Here is a 20,621-nt window from a genome sequence, read left to right on the forward strand (position 1 = left end):
CTAGTAAATGGCTTGCTAAAACAAGTGAACTCTAACGCACAGTGTATTATTGTGTAAACAGTTCAATAATGTACGCAAGGTTTTTTATGAGTCTTAATGGATTAAGGGACTATTTGGACAAGATTGATAAGGGTCTGCCGGTTAACTTGATGAAGTTGACTCAGCTGCTCGGCAGTCTTGCGTTGTCGCGCCCGTTTCTCAGTACTGATGTGGTTGCTCGCAAGGTTAAATGGAATCTCTATCGGGTGACTGCAATCGAACCAGAACTACTTGCTCAGCTTCGCTCGCTGGTTGATACGGCAGGGGATGACCGGGTATCGGCCGCCAGCCAAAACAACAGCCACCAGCACAAGGTCAATGGGTCACTGCTGATGGTGCGAAAGGGGCTGGGCCATCCATCTGTGGCGGTATTTGATGGGGAGGGTGGGTTTTGTTACCCCTTTGCTCAGTCAAAGAAGGTGTTGCTGATAGAAAACCGCGAGAATTACATTCGTGCCGCTGAGACTGTGGCGTTTTTGCAGCGCCACACCGCGCTGACTGACGTGAACATCGACGATCTGGATGTGGTATTTGCCGCTGGCAACGAAGTGAGTAACGCGCTGCATCAGGTGTTTTTTGCCCATTATGAGCATCGCTTTTTCTGCTTCGATGTGGATGCTGGTGGACTTCAAATCGCCAAAAATATGTTGGATTTATTGCCGGGTCATCCGGCCACATTTTTAGTGCCTGCTGACTTAGAGCTTCGCCTCATCAAAGTGAATCTGCGTGCAGAAGCAAAACAGATTGATAACGTGATTAGTCTTGGTATGGCCTGTCCAGCCTTGCTGCCGTTCGCAAAGCTCATCAAGAAACATCAGCGCACTCTTGAACAGGAAAGTTATCTCTATGGCGAATGACCTTTTTTTAGATGAAATGCGCGAAGACTATATCCTTAAGCGGATGGTTTACGTGAATTCTGCTAACCATGGTTACTCCGAGATCTTGTTGGATGAACATCTTGCCATGTTTGCGGACAACAACGCAGGCAAGACAGCGTCACTCGCCGGAACAAAGTTGCTGCTCTATCCAGAGGTGAACTTCAACCAGTGTGAATCCAAGTTCAAGTTTGAGGGCAAAAGTGGACTCTTCTCCAAAGAGGATTCTTATGAGTTCTATTTCCCAGATGCACGGTCTTTTGTGGCGCTGGAAGTACAGAATCCGGAAGGAAAGTTCGTCATGGTGCTCTACAAGATGAACAACTACCAGTATGGTCGCTTCTTCGTGCCGGTGGCCTATGAGGTGATGCGCCCGCTGTTTTGGAACGAGGCGGCAAACACCTTTGCTGAGGACTTCAGGAGTTATTGTCAAATGTGGTGTATGGAGTCAGGCGGCGTTCCTGTCTGACTCTTCCTGCATCTGTATTCCGTCCTTGAACTTCACGTTGTTTACCACCAACGTCAGCAGCGCAAATCCCTTGAGCCGCTTCCAGTTCTTTTGGGCCGACTCCAGCAGCTTATAAACCATCGCCAGCGTGGTCTCCCGTGAACCACAGTTTCTCGCTCGCTTGGTGCGTAACCGGACCGTCGAAAACGTTGACTCTATCGGGTTAGTCGTCCGGATACTGACCCAGTGCTCCGCCGGAAAATCATAGAACGCCAGCAGTTCATCCCGGTCTTTAACCAGTTTATCCATGGCCCCTGGATACTTCGCTTCAAAACGGGTCAGGGTGCGATCAAACGCCTTGTGAGCATCCTCTCTCGTCTCGGCCATCCAGATATCATGCAGCGCCTCCTTGACCTTGGGCTGTACCGACTTGGGCAGCACCGACAAGACATTCGCTGTCTTGTGAACCCAGCAGCGCTGATGGGCTGTGTCCGGGTAGCACTTGGCCAGCGCCTTCCAAAAGCCCAGTGCCCCATCCCCGATGGCCAGCTTGGGACTGAGGGTGAGCCCTCTGCCTCGCAGTCCCATCAGCACCTCCGTCCAGCTTGTCTCTGACTCCCGGTGACCATCCTCCACCGCAACCAGCTCCTTGCGCCCGTGCTCGGTCACCCCGATGATGACCAGCAAACAGAGCCGGTCATCCATGCGCACGTTGCTGTATATCCCGTCGGCCCACCAGTAGACATAGCGAGACTTGGTCAGGTCTCGTTGTCGCCACCGCTGGTGCTCATCAATCCAACCTTGCTTGAGCCGGCAGACGGTGTTGGCTGACAGCCCCTTGGCCTGGTCGCCGAGCAGCGCACAGAGGGCCTCCTGATAGTCCCCACTGGATATCCCCTTGAGGTAGAGCCACGGCAACAGCTCCTCGATACTGCGGGAGCGCTTGAGATAGGGCGGCAGCAGGGTGCTGGTGAAGTTGATACCGGAGCCGCTGCGGTCGCGTACCTTGGGCACTTTGATTTCAACGTCTCCGATGCCGGTTTGGATAGTCCGCTGGGGCAGATACCCGTTGCGCACTACCGCCTGGCGGCCATCAGGGAGTCGCAACTCTCGATGCTGCTCAAGCATGATGGCGAGCTCCGCCTCCACAGCGTGTGCAATCAGGTCCCTGGCTCCGGCGCGTAGCAGCTCGGTGAGCATGTCGCCGGGCTTGCCTTCTGGTTGTGGCAGGACAGTGAGGGTAGAATGTTTCATGGCGTATCCGCTCTGTTGATTGAGATTCTTGCAGGAATCAATCAGCAGGATACGCCACTCCTTCTATCCCTCCGTACACCAGAAATCACCATAACTCGGACTTCAGCGTGCAGGCGCTCGCCAAGTTTGCCCGTGAACATGATGGTATTCAGGTCAATGAGCGCAAAGTGCTGATCGAGCTGATGTATGAGGGTTTCCGTCACGAAAAGAGCAAGAAGCGCTTTTGTGTGCTGCCGCTCAAGGATGCTAACACCGAGTCGATCGCGGCCTTTAGCAACATCTACCAGCTTGCCTTTGATAACACCAACACGGAGACCCAATCGCTGCCGCAAGCTATTGCCACGCTGGTGGAGATGGGACGTGGCCGCGCTGAAGAAAAAGTTGATGCTGATTTAACTCGAATTAACGAAGATCATGCCACCTTGGTGGAGAAGCAAAATTGGCTGCAAGCCCTTCAAAATGCTAAGCCGCGCTATGAGCGGGTCAGGGACAGCTTTGCTCAGATTGAGACGGATTATGAGGCTTACAGCATAGCGTATTACACGCTGGAAAATTTGCTGGGTAAGCGTCAAGAGGAGCATGTGCCGCTCTATCAGGAAGCCTCTACGCATGTGGACGAACTGCGGGAGTTGGATCGGACGCTTACAGACCAAGCAAAAGAGCTTGATGGTCAGGCGAAAGATGCTGGGACAACCATCAAGAATTTTAGCACTCAGCTCACTATGAAAGAGGCTGAGCGGCTCAAAACGATTGAAATCATCAGTAGTTACGGTTCGTCCAAGAGCAACAAAGACATTATTGAAGAGCTTCAAGATTTCATCGCAGAACAAACCAAAGAGCACGAAGAACTCAAGGAAGAGAACGGTATTAAGCTGTCGCTAGAGCGAGTGATCAGGGAGAAAAATCTTCTGATTGGGAAATTGGCGGACGTCAATACGCTGATTGCTAACACGAAACTCTCTTTCCTGGATCAGTTAGACCAGCAAGCAGCCTCTGCCTTATTGTCAATTAATCGCAATTTTAACGGGGTCGTAGTCTCCCTGACGAATGAGCAAAAGGCCACGATTAATGCCTTTGCTGGTCTGTTTGCGACCGATGAGTCAAACAATTTGACCTTCCTTGGCAAGCCATTTGGCACACAGTTCAGGAGTTATGACGCCAGAGCGTCTGCCAAAGCGAGGGAGCAGGAAAGGCAAGATTATGAAGGCCAGCTCAGTGGTTGTGAGAAGTCCATCAAGAGCAAAATGGAAGAGTTAGCTAAGGGTAAACATGCCAACCCTGAGAAGATGATGGCTAAGTGCATGGAAAATATTAAAGGCGCCGAGGAAGACATTAGCCTGGTTTATGGCCTGGAAAAGCTAAAGAAAGAAATTGCATATTTTGAACAAATTATTGCTGCGAATATTGGCAAGCAGAAGGTTGTGGGTGAACAGCTGGCCGAGATCCAAGAACAGCAGCGCAAAGCCAAAGGGGACTTCAACCACTGGTATGCGAAACTCAAAGAGCTCGATTGCCAGAAAGAGCTCTTTAGCATTGTTACAAGTTCGCTTGGTCGGGTGAGACATGTCTTTCAGCCTCGTGAGATGACGGCTGCTGAGGTGGATGCACTGGAATTGCCGCCAATGCTGAGCAAAGAGCTGGTCAACGAACTCGATGGATTGGCAACAACCTACAGCAAAAACCACCAAACATTTACAGGTGAGTTGCGCCAGTTGATGACCATTATCACTCATCCGGATGTCGATCTGTTCATGGATTATCGCACCACGGAAGATTTTGCGCGAATTGTGAAGGCGTATGAACACACCTTTACCACGCTCGATTACGACATGGCGCAGTTGCTGACCGAGGTAAGGGCACATAACCAGTTTGTAGGCAATCAATTGAGTGAGTTACGTGATGCCAAGTTGTATCTGATGAACTTCATCAACGACATCAATAAAGAACTCAATGATAAACACGTCTCAAACTTGTCCGAAATCAAGTTGGTTCTGAAAACCAACCCGAGCTTTGAACAGATGCTGTCGACCCTTGATAAAGTGAATATTCAGGATGATTCGATGCTTGATGACAAGTTCTATCTGACGCTGGCTCAGTTTGTGGAAGCCTACTTCAACAAGAAAACGCGCCGTCTGAAGATGCACGACATCATTTCCTCGATCAAGTACAACTATGTACTGGCAGAGACCGGTGAGATGGTCACCAAGAGCCAGTCTGGCGGCACCACCAGCACTATCACCGCCTTCGTATTGAGTGTACTGCTCAAGCGCGTGACACCAGATTATGTTGCACTGCGCATGCCGATCATCGTCGACGAAATCAGTACCTTGGATTTTAAAAACACCAGCGCAACCATTTTGCAGATTGCCAAGCATGGCTTCTCCATTTTCTGTGCCACGCCTGCCTTCTCGTCATTTATTGCGCAAAAGGTGGGTCGCTGGGTGCAGATTGACCATGTGAAGGTGCAAGCGCCGCAGGTCAGTAAATGCCACATGAATATCTTACCGTGGGATGTGCAGGCTTTTGGGGAGATTCCCGATGAGGCTTAATCGCGATGTCCTGATCACGGGTATCGTGCGCCATCAGAACGTATTTTTTGCACTGTTGGATCACATCGACAAAAACGATGGATCGTTGGAGTTTCCGGAGTTTTTGTACCTGAACCTCTACAGCAAGGTGATCTGTGAGGACAGCACGCCGAACATCCAGACGCACCTGAGCATGGAATCCTTGCTAGAAAACGGGGTCTTTGTCAGCAATGACCGCAATACTGGTATGGTCACCATAGAGAATATCATTGTCGAGCTACTGCGCTTTTTGGATGTGAAGCGCACCAAAGAGTTGACACATTTCGACTTTGAGCAACTGCGCAAGCGCACAGTGCAAATCTCCGAAGACATGATGCAGTTCGAGTTTGGTAAAGAGGATTATCTGGATGCAAGAAATGCATTCAACACCTTGATGAGCGAGATCCACTCGAAGATTAAGGCTAACGTGGCGGCGCTGACGGCGCAGGTTGAAGCGGTAGCCCAGGACTATAAGGCCTATGACGAAGGTGAGTGCACCATCTCGGTGTTTGACCTTTATGAGCGAGTGAGAGTGCTCTATGCGCGCTACGTGATGCCTTGCCTGGAGTTCATTAACCCAAAAATGGAGATGGTGCGGACAATCAACTTCTCCAGGGCGGTACAGCAGTTAATTGATTACCACTGTAGTGACGAGATCCAGCGCTTTGATATCGCCAACGTCATTTTGTCGCGCAAAACTGCCATTACCAGTTACTACAAGGACCTGGCGGTACTGGTTAAAAAGCTGGAGCAGTTCACCAGCCATCTGGCGCGAGATCGGAATAACTACCTGGCTATCCAGAGTGCCTTCACCGGGTTGATGGACTCAGTGAAATTGCTGCGTCATGGCCAGAAGCGCAACATGTACCTGACGGGTAAGGCAGACTACTTTAAGCAGTACAGCTCGCTCGATGGATTGAGTAGTCACAATAAGAGCTACTCATCGCGTTTTACATGGGAAGATGGCAAGACAGACAAGCGGTTTAATGAGTACTTGAACCTTCTGGAAAATACCGAGATCAAGCCAAAGATGCCTGCGTTAAAACCACTGCCATCTAGCTTGAACGTCACTCAGGAACGGCAGATCCAGATTTTCAGGCTGCTGTTTAAGCAGAAGTATCTCCCGGCCCATATCCCGGATGTGCAGGCCTATCTCCATGACACATTGAGACAGACATTGCCGGAATTCTGCCTAGTGGATGTGCTGTACGGGCTTGAGGCCTTTATGCCGCTTCTGCCTCCACATCGGGTCAAATCGAACCGCCAACGCGGTCGAATGACCGATGACACCTACTATCTGAACTATATCGTTCTCGAACTCGTACTCGAACATTCCAAGGAGCCAGAACATGTATAACGCCGCCTTGAGCAGTGACATTTTTAACGACCTGATGAATGGCAAGATGATCAACAAAACAACGTTCAATAATGCGGGTCAGTTTGTCGATAACGAGTTATTCATCGAGATCATCACTAACCTCAAAGATTACCGGACGCAGTACGAGATGAACGGCTTTGAGTTCGTTGAGACCAATAATTACTTCTTCATTCGCGACCGGGTGAACAATAAGGATGATCTGAAAACCGACATCTCGATGCGAGCGTGTTTGATGCTGTTGTTACTCGGTAAGTACATCACTGAGAACAACTATCGGCTTGAGAAGCTGACCGATGCGGCGGGGGGGATCACGGTCGCTGACATCGAGGCTATCAAGGAGATGAGCGACACCGGCGAGATCTTGGAGAAAGCTGGTATCAATAAGGACCTGCATAAAGAGATCCGGACCACTCTTGTGAACCGTAATATCATGCTGGAGAAGCCAAGTCAGCAAGTATATGTGTTATCTGATTCTGGTAGGGCGTTCTTTGACGAAATTATAGCGAATTATACTGCTTAATAGAGTGAAATATACTTAGGTGTGCCACGGATTTTGCATTTTTCTTAGAAACGGTGCTGGCAAGCCCTTGGTATGTAGAAGTTATGACTTGTTCTAACCGTGGGCCTTGCCGAAAGGTGGCATTATAGCTTATTGCTTCATATATATATCACAACCAAAAATATGTTCAGGTGAAGCACACGAAGTCCAGCATACGAGTTTAGGTACATCTAAATGCCTCTAAGAATCGTAAAACCTTTTGCCCAGGCACTTAATCTTGCGTATGAACGTGCCATGAGAGCTCGTGAAGCAGTCGAGCATAGGTTGATCAGTATCTCGCAGCAGGAGCTGATAGTGCGCCAATGGCGGGATAACTTGCCTAGGATGGCCGCAGAACTCTATCCACGTCAAGATGTGTTGTCATACCCTGTTCAGACTCGGATGCTGCGGGATTTCGAGAAACTTGAACGCTATCATAGTGAATTGCAGGAGCGTCTCGAACACTATGCAACCACTTTACAAACAATCGAGCAGACAAGTAATCATATTCTCGTTGCAACAAACAGAGATTCATTCTCTGAGCCCACTGTATTATGGCCTGCTTGTCCGAGTATGTTATGTGATGAACCATGGCCCCCCCATTGGCCCCCCCGGCCAGAGCAAACTAGTTGTGAAAGTCCCAGCAAGGCAGAATATTCTTTCAACACCGACCGATCATTGCCGCCGAGACGACTGCCATCACCAAAGTCATTTTCAATAAATATAGCGGGTCAGGAAGTCAAGCTTTTTGCTCGCTACGAAGATGGTGTTAATCCATTCATTATTGCTCTGGAAGCTTTCCTGTATGGTGCGTCATCCTCGCGTTGGCCCGCCATTATTGAAGCGACTCGATGTGGTATCCGTTGGCCACAATTGGATAGTTATCTAACCGAGTGCAAAAATCCTTGGCTTCCATTGGATTTTGTCGGTACAGAATTCGGTCTTAGAGGGACTCTATCGCGTCGTGATGAATTGGCTGATGTGATGGCTCTGATTTCTCCAGACGCTGGCAGATGGTATCTATCAGAACAACCCCGGCGGTGCCGCTTGAATGACCTTTTAAACGGCCATGACATTCTCGAGGAGCTAATGGCCTTGTTGCTCAAATCGGGGAACTATCTGACATCTCGGTGATCTGATCCTGTAGCGCAGTCTCCGAGAGCATCAGATGGGCAAGTCCAAGCACAAGATCAGCAACTGGCAGCAGTACAACCAAGCCTTGGTGCAACGCGGTTCGTTGACCATCTGGATGGACGAACAAGCCATTAAGCAGTGGCATTGCCTGGTCCACCATGGCCGCCGAGGGAGAGGTTTCCACTACAGTGACACCGCCATTGAGACGGCCCTGATGCTAAAAGGCTTGTTCAAGTTGCCGCTGCGGGCGCTAGAAGGCTTCATTAACTCGTTGTTCCAACTGATGGCGGTGCCTTTGCAGTCGCCGGACTATAGCTGTATCAGCAAGCGCGCCAAGACCGTCGACATCAAGTACCGCGTCCCCAGCCAAGGCCCGGTGGCTCACTTGGTCATTGATGCCACCGGCCTCAAGGTCTATGGCGAAGGCGAATGGAAAATTCGCAAACACGGCAAGGAGAAGCGACGAGTGTGGCGCAAGCTCCACTTGGCGGTGGATGCCACAACCCATGCGGTCATCGCTGCCGAAGTCAGCCTGGAGACGGTGGCGGATAACGAGGTGTTACCGACGTTGCTCAACCCCTTACGACGCAAGATAAAACAGGTCAGCGCCGATGGTGCGTATGACACCAAGGCCTGTCATGCGCTACTGAAGAAGAAGGGGGCGAAAGCCACCATACCGCCGAGAAAAAATGCGGCACCGTGGGAGGAAGGCCATCCCCGCAACGAGGCGGTGACGGCGCTCAAGGCCGGTGAACTGAAGCAATGGAAGAAAGACTCCGGCTATCACCAGCGCTCGATAGCCGAGACCGCCATGTACCGGTTCAAGCAACTCATCGGGCCAACGCTGAGCCTGCGGAACTACAACGCCCAGGTGGGCGAAATCCTGGCTGGCGTGAAGGTGATGAACAAGCTGACAGGGCTTGGTATGCCTGTTCGCCAGCCAGTGAATTGAGTGGTATCAACGGGTTGGGGAACGGCCATCCAGCGACGGATTTGATCAACAACGCCGGAGCTAATGGTCATTGGCCTAGGGAAGGTGCGAACAAGTCCCTGATATGAGATCATGTTTGTCATCTGGAGCCATGAAAAAGGGTTCATCATGAGTCATCAGCTCACCTTCGCCGACAGTGAATTCAGCAGTAAGCGCCGTCAGACCAGAAAAGAGATTTTCTTGTCCCGCATGGAGCAGATTCTGCCATGGCAAAACATGGTGGAAGTCATCGAGCCGTTTTATCCCAAGGCTGGTAATGGCCGGCGACCTTATCCGCTGGAAACCATGTTACGCATTCACTGCATGCAGCATTGGTACAACCTGAGCGATGGCGCGATGGAAGATGCTCTGTACGAAATCGCCTCCATCCGTCTGTTTGCCCGGTTATCCCTGGATAGCGCCTTGCCGGACCGCACCACCATCATGAATTTCCGCCACCTGCTGGAGCAGCATCAACTGGCCCGCCAATTGTTCAAGACCATCAATCGCTGGCTGGCCGAAGCTGGCGTCATGATGACTCAAGGCACCTTGGTCGATGCCACCATCATTGAGGCACCCAGCTCGACCAAGAACAAAGAGCAGCAACGCGATCCGCAGATGCATCAGACCAAGAAAGGCAATCAGTGGCACTTTGGCATGAAGGCCCACATTGGTGTCGATGCCAAGAGTGGCCTGACCCACAGCCTAGTCACCACCGCGGCCAACGAGCATGACCTCAATCAGCTGGGTAATCTGCTGCATGGAGAGGAGCAATTTGTCTCAGCCGATGCCGGCTACCAAGGGGCGCCACAGCGCGAGGAGCTGGCCGAGGTGGATGTGGACTGGCTGATCGCCGAGCGCCCCGGCAAGGTAAGAACCTTGAAACAGCATCCACGCAAGAACAAAACGGCCATCAACATCGAATACATGAAAGCCAGCATCCGGGCCAAGGTGGAGCACCCATTTCGCATCATCAAGCGACAGTTCGGCTTCGTGAAAGCCAGATACAAGGGGTTGCTGAAAAACGATAACCAACTGGCGATGTTATTCACGCTGGCCAACCTGTTTCGGGCGGACCAAATGATACGTCAGTGGGAGAGATCTCACTAAAAACTGGGGATAACGCCTTAAATGGCGAAGAAACGGTCTAAATAGGCTGATTCAAGGCATTTACGGGAGAAAAAATCGGCTCAAACATGAAGAAATGAAATGACTGAGTCAGCCGAGAAGAATTTCCCCGCTTATTCGCACCTTCCCTAAGCCGAGCCAACTGACAGCGGCACATGATTGTGACATGGGTCCTGTCAGCCTTTAACCATAATTGGTTGATTCACAACGTTTTAGTGAGTTATTTCGAGGGTTAGAGCAGAGCAGCTTGTGGTGGTGAATGGCCGCAGGCTTTCAGGGGGGAGGCACCTTGGTGGCGAAGCCTCCTGCTCTCACCGCCAACTACAGACAAAGGCCCCGCCGCAAGACGGGGCCTTTGTCGTATCTGCTGGCTGGCGGATGGGCTGTGGGGCCCGCGCGATCGGGCGGTGGCATTGAACGATTACGAGGGTGCCCGCAGAGCAAACATCAGGCGGGAAGCACCATCCAGATCCACAGCCAAATGAAGCACCCGCTCCTCCACCATGTCATCCCGTTTATGTCGTTATCTCTTCAATCTGGAGACATAGGGGATATTCCGGTACTTGTGCTCCCAGGGCAGGCCGTAGCCCACCAGCAGGTCATCGTTCGTCATCTCATAGGCATAAAACTGCTCGGCGGGGATAGCCACGCGCCCCGGTTTGACAAACAGGGTCGCGATGGACAGCGAACGTGGCGCGAACGCCTGCAGGTGCGCGACCAGCCGCTTCATGGTACCGCCCGATTCGATGGCGTCGTCCATCAGGATGACGTCTCTGTCCCGGATGCCGACATTGTCGTGAAAGACGATGGGGGAGGCGTTGTGGCGCTCCCCCGGAGTGTGGGGGCAGGAGATATAGTCCATGGCGACATCAAAGCGCAGCGCCCTGACGACATCGGCGGTAAACAGCATGCCGCCCGGCACCACGGTGATCACCACCGCCTCCGTGAATCGCTCGTTGAGCCGCTTGGCGATGACCTCGACGCCGAGCGCAATGTCCTCGGTTTTCAATACCACCTCGCCGAAAACAGGGTTTCTCATGGCAGCTCCTGACAGGTTGTTGAAAGAGGGGTGGCCCGTGGCGCCAGCCGCACGCGTCTGCTGAGCAGCAGGGCCAGCACTATCAGCAAGACGACGCCGTGGAGGGCTGTCGGCAGACCGAAGGCGTCGGCGCCAAAGCCGACCAGAGCGGGGCCGGAGAGCACCCCGACATAGCCCAGGGTGGAGACGGCGGTGATCGCCAGGGCTCCCGGCATGAGCGACTGCTGGCCGGCCGCCGAAAACATGACGGGGACGATGTTGGAGCAGCCCAGGCCGATCAGCGCATACCCCAGCATCGCCGTCTGCCACTGGGGCAGCGACAGGCTGAGCAGGAAACCCGTGACGGCGATCCAGGTGCCTGCTGTCACCACCACGCGGGCCCCCAGCCTGGCGACGGCGCGATCCCCGAGCAGGCGCCCCGTCGTCATGGCGATGGAGAAGAAGAGGATGCCCAGCCCCGCCGCGCTCGCCGGCACGGCGCGGTATTCGTTGAGGAAGATGCCGCTCCAGTCGAGCACTGTCCCCTCGGCCAGGAAGAACACGAAGCAGACGATGCCGATGACGACGACGGGCCCTCGCGGCAGGGCGAAGAGCGGCCCGCTGCGGGCGGTGGCGTCCGTCCTGTAGCCGGGGGCGTTCAGTACCAGCAGGGCCATGATCAGCAGCGAGGTAGCCAGGGTCGCGGCGATGGGGCCCATGCCGAGGGTGAGCAGCAGGGTCAGGATGAAGGCGCCAGCCATGCCGCCCAGGCTGTAGAAGCCATGAAAGCCGGACATGAGCGGTCTCTTTGCCTCCTGCTCGACGGCCAGGGCGTGGATGTTCATCGCGCAGCCCGTGGTGCCGACACTCATCCCGTAGCACACCAGGGTGAGGGCCAGCAGCCAGGGGGAGCTCGCCAGCAGCAGGCAGGGCAGCAGCAGGGCGATGGCGGACACCACCCCCACGAGCACCCGCTTGCACCCGATGCGGCTGGTATAGATGCCAGCGATGGGCATGCCAAGCAGTGCGCCGCCTCCGAGGCAGAGCAGCATGATGCCCAGGGTGGCGTCGCTTATCTGGGCGTTCAGTTTGGCGAAGGGGATGATGGAGGCCCAGGCCGCCGTGGCAAAGCCCGAGCATAAGAAGGTGGCTCGGGTGGCGAGCCGCTCGTGCCGGGGCCGCCGACTGGAGAGTGTGGACAACATGGGGTCTCCTTGGATGACAGTCGAAGGAGGGGGCTGTGCCTGGGATCCTCCGAGCGAGGAGGTCATGCTATGATCATTTCGAGCTCATATGAACAAAAATGACCTTGTATTTGTTTGTGTGTGTTCATTGTGGCGATATAATGACCGCGGTCAGCATGCATACATCCGAGGTAACAGCATGATCACGCTCATCATCACGGACATGGACGGCACCTTCCTCATATAGCAGGGGGGATAACAACCGAGCCCTGTTCGCCGAGGTGGTTGCCGCCATGGCGCAGCAGGGGATACATTTTGCGCCCTGCACGGGAAAACAGGTCGACCGGGTCGAGGTGCGGCTGGGGGCGCAGAGCGCGAATTTCTGGATCCTGGAAGACAGCGCCACCCGCATCAAGCACTAGGGGCGCTACGTCTATCAGTCGCTGCTGGGTAACGCCCTGGGCCTGGCCATCATCCGTCGGTTGGAGCGTCTGCCGGGCGAGCATATCGTCATCGCCTGCACGGCGGCCTGCGCGGCGATCCGGGAGGAGGTGCCGGATCATCTGAAAGCCTTGGTGCGTCGCTCCTACACCCAGGTGCAGACGGTCGCCGATTTTGGCGACATCACCACGGACGTTGTGAAGATCACCCTCTATGACAAGCAGGGCCGCTGCCTGGATCTGCGGGGCCAGCTTGGCGAGTGTGATGACGAGGCCTACATAGTGGCGTCCGACAAGCAGTGGATAGACATCGCCAATGCCGGCGTGCACTAGGGGACAACGGTGGCCAGGTTGCAGCAGCTGGTCGGCGCCGGTCGTCATGAGACCCTGGTCTTTGGCGACGGGCTCAATGACATCGAGCTGATGGTGTGCGCCGACTTCAGCTTCGCCATGCGCAATGGCCACGACGAGACCAAGGACGCCGCCCATTTCATCACCCGCTCGAACGATGAGGACGCCGTCATGCACACCATCTTGCAACTGTTCGCACTGCAGCGGCAGGGGGCGTAAGGCGGGCCGGGCGGTGATCGCCCGGCCATTACAAGGGAACACCATGGACAAGTATTCACCGGAGGAGCGACGGCTCCTCATTCTGGATCTGCTGGCCGCGCACCACAAAGTGATGGCGGCGGAGCTGGCGGAGCCGCTGGGCACCACGGAGGCGACCATCAGGCGGGATCTGCGCTATCTGGCCGGTGAGGGGCGCTGCAAGCGCATCCACGGTGGCGCCATCTCCCTGTCGCCCCAGACGGGGACCCTGACCGAGCGCAGTACCCAGCATGTGGCGCAGAAGCAGGCCCTGGCCATGGCCGCCTTGAGCCTGGTCAAACCGAACCAGCTGATCTTCCTGGATGCCAGCAGCACCCACCTGCTACTGGCCTCCCTCATGCCGGAACACCATGGTCTGACGGTGGTGACCAACAGCCCGGCCATCGCCTGCCGGCTGCTGGAGAGACCCGGCATCAGGACCATCCTCATCGGTGGCGAGCAGGATCCGCTGGTCGGCGGGGCCGTCGACATCACGGCGGCCGAGGGCATCAAAAAGTTCCGCTTCGACCTCGGTTTCCTGGGGGTCTGTGCCTGGTCCTCGGATCTCGGCTTCAGCGCCGTGCATTACCAGGACAGCGAGTTCAAGCGCCGGGTCGCGGAGCGTTGCGGCTCGCTGGCGGTGCTGTGCAATGACGACAAGCTGGAGTCCCTGGCCTCCTACCCCTTCCTGCACGCTGCGGATCTCGACTACCTGATCTGCACCCGGCAGGATCCGGTCCTGGTCAAGACGTTCGAAGGGGAGGGCTGCACCGTCATCACCGCCGGCTGATGCCGCCGCGAGAAGAGCGGGGAGAGGCCGGGGGCTGGAAGCGGCCCATAAAAAACGCCCCGTTCCCGGGGCGTCGGGAACGGGGCACCTGCCAGCGTCATCAGGCGAGATCGAAGCGATCCAGGTTCATCACCTTGGTCCAGGCCGCCACGAAGTCCTTCACGAACTTCTCCTTGGCATCCGCACTGGCGTAGACCTCTGCCAGGGCGCGAAGCTGGGAGTTGGAACCGAACACCAGATCGACCCGGGTTCCGGTCCACTTCACCTTGCCGCTCTGGCGATCACGGCCTTCATAGACTCCCTGGCTGCCAGCCGCCGGCTTCCACTCCGTGCCCATGTCGAGCAGGTTGACGAAGAAGTCGTTGGAGAGGGTACCCGGGGCGGCGGTAAAGACCCCGTGGCAGTTGCCCGCGTTGGTGCCGAGCACCCGCATGCCGCCCACCAGTACCGTCATCTCGGGGGCACTCAGGGTGAGCAGCTGCGCCTTGTCGATCAGCATGGTCTCCGCGAAGCCCGCGCACTCGCCCGCGTAGTTGCGAAATCCATCTGCGAGGGGCTCGAGCACCGCGAAGGAGTCCACATCTGTCTGGGCCTGGGAGGCATCCATCCGGCCCGGAGTGAAGGGCACGGTCACGGCGACACCGGCTCTCTTCGCGGCCTGCTCGACCCCCACGCTGCCCGCCAGCACGATGAGATCGGCGAGGGAGACCCGCTTGCCGCCGGTGGCTGAGGCGTTGAAGGCCTGCTGGATCCCGTCGAGGGCCTGAAGCACTTTCGCAAGCTGGGCAGGCTGGTTCACGGCCCACTCCTTCTGCGGGGCCAGGCGGATGCGGGCACCGTTGGCGCCACCGCGTTTGTCAGAGCCACGGAAGGTGGACGCGGAAGCCCAGGCGGTCGACACCAGCTCGGCCACGGACAGGGAGGTCGCCAGGATCTTCTCCTTGAGCAGGGCCACGTCCTTGTCATCGATCAGGGGATGATTGACTGCGGGGATGGGGTCTTGCCAGATCAGCTCCTCTTTGGGTACCTCCGGCCCCAGGTAGCGGGCGATGGGGCCCATGTCCCTGTGGGTCAGCTTGAACCAGGCGCGGGCGAAGGCATCGGCGAAGGCTTGCGGATCCTCGTAGAAGTGGCGGGAGATCTTGCCAAACTCGGGGTCAAAGCGCAGGGTCAGGTCGGTAGTGAGCATGGTCGGCTTGTGGAACTTGCCCGGGATGTGCGCATCGGGAATGATCTCCGGTGCATCCTTGGCCACCCACTGCTTGGCGCCGGCAGGCGACTTGGTCAGCTCCCACTCGTAGTTGAACAGATTTTCAAAGAAGTTGTTGCTCCACAGGGCCGGTGTCTTGGTCCAGGTCACTTCGAGCCCGCTCGAGACGGTGTCCTTGCCATGGCCGCTGCCGAAGTCGCTCATCCAGCCGAGGCCCTGGGCCTCCAGAGGCGCGGCTTCCGGCTCTGGCCCCTTGTGGGATTCGGGCGCGGCGCCGTGGGCCTTGCCGAAGGTGTGGCCGCCCGCGATAAGGGCGACCGTCTCTTCATCGTTCATGGCCATGCGACCGAAGGTGGAACGGATGTCCTTGGCAGCCTCCATGTAGTCACCGCTGGCGTTGGGCCCTTCCGGGTTGACGTAGATGAGGCCCATGTGGGTGGCACCGAAGGGGGCCGTAAGCTCGCGATCGCCCTTGACCCGATCGGGATCGACCCCGAGCCAGGCAATTTCATCCCCCCAGTTGACGTCCTGATCCGGCTCCCACACGTCGGGCCGCCCACCGCCAAAGCCGAAGGTGCGAAAACCCATGGTCTCCAGGGCGACGTTGCCGGCGAGGATCAGCAGATCGGCCCAGGAGATCTTGTTGCCGTATTTCTGCTTGATGGGCCAGAGCAGGCGACGGGACTTGTCGATGTTGACGTTGTCAGGCCAGCTGTTGAGGGGGGCGAAGCGCTGTTGGCCACGGCCGCCGCCACCGCGACCGTCGGTGGTGCGATAGGTGCCCGCAGCATGCCAGGTCATGCGGATGAACTGGGGGCCGTAGTGACCGAAGTCCGCCGGCCACCACTCCTGGGAATCCGTCATCAGCTTGACCAGATCTTTCTTGAGTGCCTTGTAATCCAGGCTCGCGAAGGCCTTGGCGTAGTTAAAGTCCTTGTCCATGGGATCGGCGCCGGGGGAATGCTGATGCAGCAGATCCAGCCGCAACTGGTTCGGCCACCAATCTCGATTGGTTCTGCCGACGCCGGCGGTGTGGTTGAAGGGGCATTTGCTTTCTTCACTCATCTCTGTCTCTCCTTGGCAGTCATGTGCAATGCAGACAACTCAGTATGGGAACTTTTCCTGCAACCGGCGGGGCATGTGACAGGCTGGGCCTTGGACCGGCATCGGGGGGTTATCAATAACTCCTTATATTTCAGCTAATTGATTAAGGATGGGATGACCGTATTACGAAAAGATGAATCGGTGCCATCGAATTTGGCTGCTCCTGTACAAGGGATAAGAGAAGGAAGGAGCGCCCTGGCAGCCGTGTTATCAATCTTTTTATCCATAACACGAGGGATCAGACCTGGACTTGCGCTGGGTCATGGCATGAGGAGGGCTTGTCTTGAGCGGGGCAGAAAACCCCATTTTTGTGACGGCGGTCCGGACTGCGTCCTGAGCAGGGCACCGAGCGCCAGAGGATGAGGTGGGGGCGTTGCGCCAAAAAGCGGACGGCGCAGAAACAAAAAGACCGGCCAGCGGCCGGTCCAAACAGACAGCGTGCTGCTGTCTCATCAGGCTGATCCCAGCCTGAAGGGGAATAATGGGGTGGCTGATGGGGCTCGAACCCACGACAACCGGAATCACAATCCGGGACTCTACCAACTGAGCTACAGCCACCACTGAAATCTGCCTTCGATACAGCAATCAAACTCATGTGTATCGATGGCGCGCCCTGCAGGATTCGAACCTGCGACCCACGGCTTAGAAGGCCGTACCTGTTAATAGAGTTAAAATGTCATCAGAATACGTCAAACATCAAATAAATATAATACTTTAAAATCAATGTCTTATTGCCGTTAAGTCTGTCTAGGTTAGCTGAGGAAATTTTATGTTGCCAAAATTAGCACTTCAGGCTTCTGCATTTTTAGTTGTTTTTTTGATCTAAAATGGATCATTCACTCGCTCGTACGCAAAAAAAATGAGCCTCGATAGAGGCTCATTTGGGGCGATGCAAGAGGCATTTGTCACATTGGTCAATTATCGTTTTAAGCGTTGCGCTTTCGAACTGAGTCCACCCAAAATTGAATCTGCAATCTCAGTGGGAAATGTATCAGGCAATTGCTGACGAACGATTGATATTACCTCATCCAGATTATCCGTCAGTTCGCTGATGATTTTTTCCATCTGCACTTGTTCAAAACCAATCGCCTTGGCCGTTTGATAAAAATGGCGAGGAAATATCTGCTCTATCGCGTATTTTTTGCCCTTGGTTGCAGTAAGCCCCATGGCCAACTTGGCATCACGGGGATGTAATCCTTTACCACCAAATGCAGGATACATGGAAAGGATGTCGTAAAACGGTGTAAGCCGGAAACGCCCTTCAGGTTCGATAAACACCGAGAAATTCTTGGCATGGCCATCAGTGGCAGCCAGCAGCCAGAACAACACCTGAGACTTCATAAACAGGTACCGATCCTGCTCCGGCGTGGCCGATCCCAGCAGGGTCGTCATGATGTCAGCAATGCCCGGTCCACCATGGCTCTCGTACTTGCGTGCTGACGGTACATTCAACACCTGGCAGAAGTCCTCTTGGGGCAGGCGCATGATCCAACTGCGATCCGTGGCGTAGCGCCGATCGAAGCGTTCCACCGCCAGAGCCTTGACCTTGCCGACCTGCATGATGAAGCAATGGGGAACCGGAAGACCCAATGCTTTGGCGATCAGGGTGCAGAGATATTCGTTTTCTACGCTCTGGGAGAGGTCTATCGAGTAGGAGTGGCTTTCGATCTTGCCAATGGGCAGCTTGATAATGTGGGTGGTTGGGGTCGCTGCATGCGGTAAGCACCAACGGTTGTCGAGGTAGAGTAACGCGGTCTTTTCCTGAGCCCCGGCGATGGATATCCGAAAATCGTCCTCTTCCCTCACCATACCAAGCGGGATCCCTTGCTGGTAGCTGGTCATGATCTGCTCCAGTTCGGCGTCAGAGAGCGGCTTGCACTCAATGCGCTTAACGTCTGGCACAGGTCTGCCCTGAGCCACCAGTTGCAATGCCCCCACGCTGTCCTGGCCAATACAACTGAGCAGATCAAAGGGTTGGGTGGAATCGGCTTGATAGCGCGCCACCACCCGGTTTCTTACTTCCGGGTTATCTGGCAGCAGATTATCGAAGAAGTTATAGGCCTCATCGCCCTGGTAGCGCTGCTGGCGTAATGGCATGGAGAGCGAGATGGGGCGGCTGCCTGGCAACTTCACCCACGATTCATCGTACTGAAATTGGTGAGCACCATTGGTCGCCTTGGTAAAGGTACCTACCCGGTATCCGTTCATGTAGACCGTCAGGCTGGCCATTACCACTCCTCCTTCCAGCCAGGCGTGGCGTTTTCCGCAGGATCGGTGCGGGGCCTGATATCGAGGGAGAGTTCCAGTGCGGCGAGGATCTTGAACAAGGTCTCCAGCTTGGTTGACTCGGGATTGAGCTCGAAGCTGGACACCGTGTCCTGCCTGATCCCCACCTTGCCGGCCACTTTGCCTTGGGAGAGCTTTTGCGAAAGCCTGGCATCCTTGAGACAGGCACTAAGTTGCTTGGCGCTGGTTACTTTCATGATTTGACTTACCTGGTAGCGTAATTTCTTTTAATTTACACGCTGTGGCAGGTATATCAATATTTACCTGCTTTAGGCGGTAAATGTTTTTCACACGCTAAAGGCGGTATTTAACCTTGATCCTCAGGTATGGGTGTCGCACTTTCGATTCAAGGGGCCATTAAAACAAGGTGTAACGAGTTTCAGCAGGAGTGCACTGGGGTTGGCGCAACAAAAGCCAAGGCGGCGATGGTGCGTCGGTTGATCGTCTCTGTCAGTGAGTCCATGATTGTTGCGATCGCTTCACGGGAGCTCACAAGTTCGCACCCGCGTTCGCTTCTTTAAATACCTTCTTGAATTGATGAGCACGAAATTTTGCCAATCTAGCCGAGGTTTCTCGGGAAAATTTGCAAATGCAGTGATGGTGTCATACCAAGCAGCCACCTCCATTGAAGATCTAAACTGGACAGGTCCCCAGTGTTATCGAAAACGGGGGGGCGCAACCAACAAGGTAACTCTGACATGTTGAAACCCATTCTGGTACAGCTCCGAGAGGCCTTGGCCGAGCTGCCCTACTTCACCCATATCGACAACCAGCATGACTACGAAAGTGCGCTGGCACTGATAGATGAGCTGGTGGATGACTACGATAACAACGTCCAGCTGTTAGACCTGCTGGCGGCCAGCATTGAGCGTTGGGAAGATAATGCTGAAGAGTTTGCCGAGTTTAACCGGCGGGTGGCGGCCATCCCTGCGTCATCATCGACATGAACCACTAGGCTAACGTCTTGCCGCCGGGCGCAGCCTACCGCATGAAGTCCGAGCACGACAACAAGCTGCTGATGGATCTTCGATCCAAAAATCGGATGGTTGCACACACTCCAGGGTGGTCAAAATTGGACGCTGAAAACCCCGGATGGATGAGTCAGACAGGAATGCCGCCTGACGGCCTTTGCTTTTCAGTGGTTCGTCTCCATCGGAAGCGCCCAAGTGAATTCCCCTTTATTACTACACCGGGGCCCAGATCAGCAGGCGCTGCCAGTTCGCTCACACAATGAGGGGAGGAGGGCCATGACACGACTAATGCTGCGATGACAATAAGGGGCATCGTAGCGTTGATCTCCAGCCCGCGCTTGATCAACGTTGATTTGCAAGAGCTGAGGGTAGTGATGGCAAGGATGGGATTCTAAATCATAGGTCCTCCAGGTTGACGCTGACGAACTCCGACCGTTTGACTCGCTCATCGACAATACGGTTCAGCTCGGCATCTTCGGCCAGTTCCAGATAGTAGGCGTAGAGCTCAGGCGGCACACAATAGAATGCTGGCTCGTTACGATAGAGGATGGCGACGGCATCGCCTTTTCCCTCTTTGATGGTCCCCATTGGATTGCGTCTGAGCTCTGTGATATTGGCAGTGGTGGCTGCCAGGCTTTGGTAACTCATGATGATGTCCTCGGCATAGAGCACCGCACTATGGAATACCTTAATAGATAC

20 protein-coding genes and 1 tRNA gene are annotated in these 20,621 nt (G+C 55.0%); 13 read left to right on the forward strand and 8 right to left on the reverse strand.

The genetic code is table 11. The annotated features are described in order from the left end of the window. Window positions 1-113: 113 nt before the first annotated feature. The gene (locus ACPW74_RS07455; protein WP_133280088.1) at window positions 114-896 is read left to right on the forward strand and encodes a hypothetical protein; all 783 of its coding nucleotides are present in this window, start codon (window positions 114-116) and stop codon (window positions 894-896) included. After that, on the forward strand, window positions 886-1,383 hold the full coding sequence (locus ACPW74_RS07460; RefSeq protein ID WP_425858828.1) for a hypothetical protein: 498 nt from the start codon (window positions 886-888) through the stop codon (window positions 1,381-1,383). Before ACPW74_RS07455 ends, ACPW74_RS07460 begins: the two co-directional genes overlap by 11 nt. On the opposite strand, the gene ACPW74_RS07465 is transcribed toward ACPW74_RS07460, so the two are convergent. Further along, window positions 1,363-2,616: an IS256 family transposase gene (locus tag ACPW74_RS07465; RefSeq protein ID WP_113069873.1), complete on the reverse strand. Its 1,254-nt coding sequence runs from the start codon at window positions 2,614-2,616 to the stop codon at window positions 1,363-1,365. The genes ACPW74_RS07460 and ACPW74_RS07465 overlap by 21 nt on opposite strands. A 107-nt stretch (window positions 2,617-2,723) precedes the next feature. Between ACPW74_RS07465 and ACPW74_RS07470 the strand changes: the two genes are divergently transcribed. From ACPW74_RS07470 to ACPW74_RS07495, 6 genes are all read left to right on the forward strand, one after another. Beyond that, window positions 2,724-5,165 (forward strand): hypothetical protein, encoded by a 2,442-nt coding sequence (locus ACPW74_RS07470; protein ID WP_425858830.1) that lies wholly within the window; start codon window positions 2,724-2,726, stop codon window positions 5,163-5,165. Next, on the forward strand, window positions 5,155-6,540 hold the full coding sequence (locus ACPW74_RS07475; protein ID WP_043122276.1) for a hypothetical protein: 1,386 nt from the start codon (window positions 5,155-5,157) through the stop codon (window positions 6,538-6,540). The genes ACPW74_RS07470 and ACPW74_RS07475 overlap by 11 nt, the downstream gene beginning before the upstream one ends. Beyond that, window positions 6,533-7,081, forward strand: a complete 549-nt coding sequence (locus ACPW74_RS07480; RefSeq protein WP_043122280.1) for a condensin complex protein MksE — start codon at window positions 6,533-6,535, stop codon at window positions 7,079-7,081. The genes ACPW74_RS07475 and ACPW74_RS07480 overlap by 8 nt, the downstream gene beginning before the upstream one ends. Window positions 7,082-7,354: 273 nt before the next feature. Next, a complete protein-coding gene (locus ACPW74_RS07485; protein ID WP_425858832.1) occupies window positions 7,355-8,233 on the forward strand; it encodes a hypothetical protein in 879 nt (292 codons plus the stop codon). A gap of 34 nt (window positions 8,234-8,267) precedes the next feature. Further along, window positions 8,268-9,185, forward strand: coding sequence for an IS5 family transposase (locus ACPW74_RS07490; RefSeq protein WP_336580497.1), 918 nt, complete (start codon window positions 8,268-8,270; stop codon window positions 9,183-9,185). Between the two features lie 147 nt (window positions 9,186-9,332). Further along, window positions 9,333-10,313 (forward strand): IS5-like element IS5 family transposase, encoded by a 981-nt coding sequence (locus ACPW74_RS07495; RefSeq protein ID WP_026141181.1) that lies wholly within the window; start codon window positions 9,333-9,335, stop codon window positions 10,311-10,313. Between the two features lie 541 nt (window positions 10,314-10,854). Here ACPW74_RS07495 and ACPW74_RS07500 read toward each other — a convergent pair. Together ACPW74_RS07500 and ACPW74_RS07505 are read right to left on the reverse strand one after the other, a co-directional pair. Further along, complete coding sequence (locus ACPW74_RS07500; RefSeq protein ID WP_279981422.1) at window positions 10,855-11,370, reverse strand: phosphoribosyltransferase; 516 nt, start codon at window positions 11,368-11,370, stop codon at window positions 10,855-10,857. Next, the gene (locus ACPW74_RS07505) at window positions 11,367-12,554 is read right to left on the reverse strand and encodes an MFS transporter (protein ID WP_425858835.1); all 1,188 of its coding nucleotides are present in this window, start codon (window positions 12,552-12,554) and stop codon (window positions 11,367-11,369) included. The genes ACPW74_RS07500 and ACPW74_RS07505 overlap by 4 nt, the downstream gene beginning before the upstream one ends. Before the next feature lie 272 nt (window positions 12,555-12,826). Between ACPW74_RS07505 and ACPW74_RS07510 the strand changes: the two genes are divergently transcribed. The 4 genes from ACPW74_RS07510 to ACPW74_RS07525 are packed head-to-tail and all read left to right on the forward strand — an operon-like array spanning window position 12,827 to window position 14,351. Next, window positions 12,827-12,955 carry a hypothetical protein gene (locus ACPW74_RS07510; RefSeq protein ID WP_279981420.1) on the forward strand — a complete coding sequence of 43 codons (129 nt, stop codon included), beginning with the start codon at window positions 12,827-12,829 and terminating at the stop codon, window positions 12,953-12,955. 60 nt (window positions 12,956-13,015) lie between these two features. Continuing rightward, complete coding sequence (locus ACPW74_RS07515) at window positions 13,016-13,306, forward strand: hypothetical protein (protein ID WP_279981419.1); 291 nt, start codon at window positions 13,016-13,018, stop codon at window positions 13,304-13,306. Between the two features lie 9 nt (window positions 13,307-13,315). After that, window positions 13,316-13,543 carry an HAD family hydrolase gene (locus ACPW74_RS07520; RefSeq protein WP_279981418.1) on the forward strand — a complete coding sequence of 76 codons (228 nt, stop codon included), beginning with the start codon at window positions 13,316-13,318 and terminating at the stop codon, window positions 13,541-13,543. A 43-nt stretch (window positions 13,544-13,586) separates the two neighbouring features. Further along, entirely contained in the window at window positions 13,587-14,351 is a 765-nt protein-coding gene (locus ACPW74_RS07525; protein ID WP_425858838.1) for a DeoR/GlpR family DNA-binding transcription regulator, read from the forward strand. Between the two features lie 100 nt (window positions 14,352-14,451). Here ACPW74_RS07525 and katG read toward each other — a convergent pair whose 3' ends face one another. The 4 genes from katG to ACPW74_RS07545 form a co-directional block, all read right to left on the reverse strand. After that, complete coding sequence (katG, locus tag ACPW74_RS07530) at window positions 14,452-16,626, reverse strand: catalase/peroxidase HPI (RefSeq protein WP_279981415.1); 2,175 nt, start codon at window positions 16,624-16,626, stop codon at window positions 14,452-14,454. A 521-nt stretch (window positions 16,627-17,147) separates the two neighbouring features. Then, window positions 17,148-17,223: transfer RNA gene (locus ACPW74_RS07535), tRNA-His, on the reverse strand. A gap of 360 nt (window positions 17,224-17,583) precedes the next feature. Next, window positions 17,584-18,894, reverse strand: coding sequence for a type II toxin-antitoxin system HipA family toxin (locus ACPW74_RS07540; protein ID WP_005329232.1), 1,311 nt, complete (start codon window positions 18,892-18,894; stop codon window positions 17,584-17,586). Further along, window positions 18,894-19,148 carry a helix-turn-helix domain-containing protein gene (locus tag ACPW74_RS07545; RefSeq protein WP_005329233.1) on the reverse strand — a complete coding sequence of 85 codons (255 nt, stop codon included), beginning with the start codon at window positions 19,146-19,148 and terminating at the stop codon, window positions 18,894-18,896. Before ACPW74_RS07545 ends, ACPW74_RS07540 begins: the two co-directional genes overlap by 1 nt. A gap of 501 nt (window positions 19,149-19,649) precedes the next feature. Between ACPW74_RS07545 and ACPW74_RS07550 the strand changes: the two genes are divergently transcribed. Beyond that, window positions 19,650-19,898: a hypothetical protein gene (locus tag ACPW74_RS07550; RefSeq protein ID WP_010674978.1), complete on the forward strand. Its 249-nt coding sequence runs from the start codon at window positions 19,650-19,652 to the stop codon at window positions 19,896-19,898. Window positions 19,899-20,318: 420 nt separating this feature from the next. Here the strand turns inward: ACPW74_RS07550 and ACPW74_RS07555 are convergent, their stop codons facing one another. Further along, window positions 20,319-20,570, reverse strand: coding sequence for a type II toxin-antitoxin system Phd/YefM family antitoxin (locus ACPW74_RS07555; protein ID WP_010674977.1), 252 nt, complete (start codon window positions 20,568-20,570; stop codon window positions 20,319-20,321). Window positions 20,571-20,621 lie beyond the last annotated feature (51 nt).

The organism is Aeromonas sp. INTO2 (assembly GCF_049860605.1).
GTDB classification, from domain to species: Bacteria; Pseudomonadota; Gammaproteobacteria; order Enterobacterales; family Aeromonadaceae; genus Aeromonas; species Aeromonas caviae.

What these genes read in the sequence shown, in the direction of transcription:
- ACPW74_RS07460 (WP_425858828.1), top strand. Translation starts at nt 886, where the DNA reads ATGGCGAATGACCTTTTTTTAGATGAAATGCGCGAAGACTATATCCTT.
- ACPW74_RS07465 (WP_113069873.1), bottom strand. Translation starts at nt 2,616, where the DNA reads ATGAAACATTCTACCCTCACTGTCCTGCCACAACCAGAAGGCAAGCCC.
- ACPW74_RS07475 (WP_043122276.1), top strand. Translation starts at nt 5,155, where the DNA reads ATGAGGCTTAATCGCGATGTCCTGATCACGGGTATCGTGCGCCATCAG.
- ACPW74_RS07480 (WP_043122280.1), top strand. Translation starts at nt 6,533, where the DNA reads ATGTATAACGCCGCCTTGAGCAGTGACATTTTTAACGACCTGATGAAT.
- ACPW74_RS07485 (WP_425858832.1), top strand. Translation starts at nt 7,355, where the DNA reads ATGAGAGCTCGTGAAGCAGTCGAGCATAGGTTGATCAGTATCTCGCAG.
- ACPW74_RS07490 (WP_336580497.1), top strand. Translation starts at nt 8,268, where the DNA reads ATGGGCAAGTCCAAGCACAAGATCAGCAACTGGCAGCAGTACAACCAA.
- ACPW74_RS07495 (WP_026141181.1), top strand. Translation starts at nt 9,333, where the DNA reads ATGAGTCATCAGCTCACCTTCGCCGACAGTGAATTCAGCAGTAAGCGC.
- ACPW74_RS07500 (WP_279981422.1), bottom strand. Translation starts at nt 11,370, where the DNA reads ATGAGAAACCCTGTTTTCGGCGAGGTGGTATTGAAAACCGAGGACATT.
- ACPW74_RS07505 (WP_425858835.1), bottom strand. Translation starts at nt 12,554, where the DNA reads ATGTTGTCCACACTCTCCAGTCGGCGGCCCCGGCACGAGCGGCTCGCC.
- ACPW74_RS07510 (WP_279981420.1), top strand. Translation starts at nt 12,827, where the DNA reads ATGGCGCAGCAGGGGATACATTTTGCGCCCTGCACGGGAAAACAGGTC.
- ACPW74_RS07525 (WP_425858838.1), top strand. Translation starts at nt 13,587, where the DNA reads ATGGACAAGTATTCACCGGAGGAGCGACGGCTCCTCATTCTGGATCTG.
- katG (WP_279981415.1), bottom strand. Translation starts at nt 16,626, where the DNA reads ATGAGTGAAGAAAGCAAATGCCCCTTCAACCACACCGCCGGCGTCGGC.
- ACPW74_RS07540 (WP_005329232.1), bottom strand. Translation starts at nt 18,894, where the DNA reads ATGGCCAGCCTGACGGTCTACATGAACGGATACCGGGTAGGTACCTTT.
- ACPW74_RS07545 (WP_005329233.1), bottom strand. Translation starts at nt 19,148, where the DNA reads ATGAAAGTAACCAGCGCCAAGCAACTTAGTGCCTGTCTCAAGGATGCC.
- ACPW74_RS07550 (WP_010674978.1), top strand. Translation starts at nt 19,650, where the DNA reads ATGTTGAAACCCATTCTGGTACAGCTCCGAGAGGCCTTGGCCGAGCTG.
- ACPW74_RS07555 (WP_010674977.1), bottom strand. Translation starts at nt 20,570, where the DNA reads ATGAGTTACCAAAGCCTGGCAGCCACCACTGCCAATATCACAGAGCTC.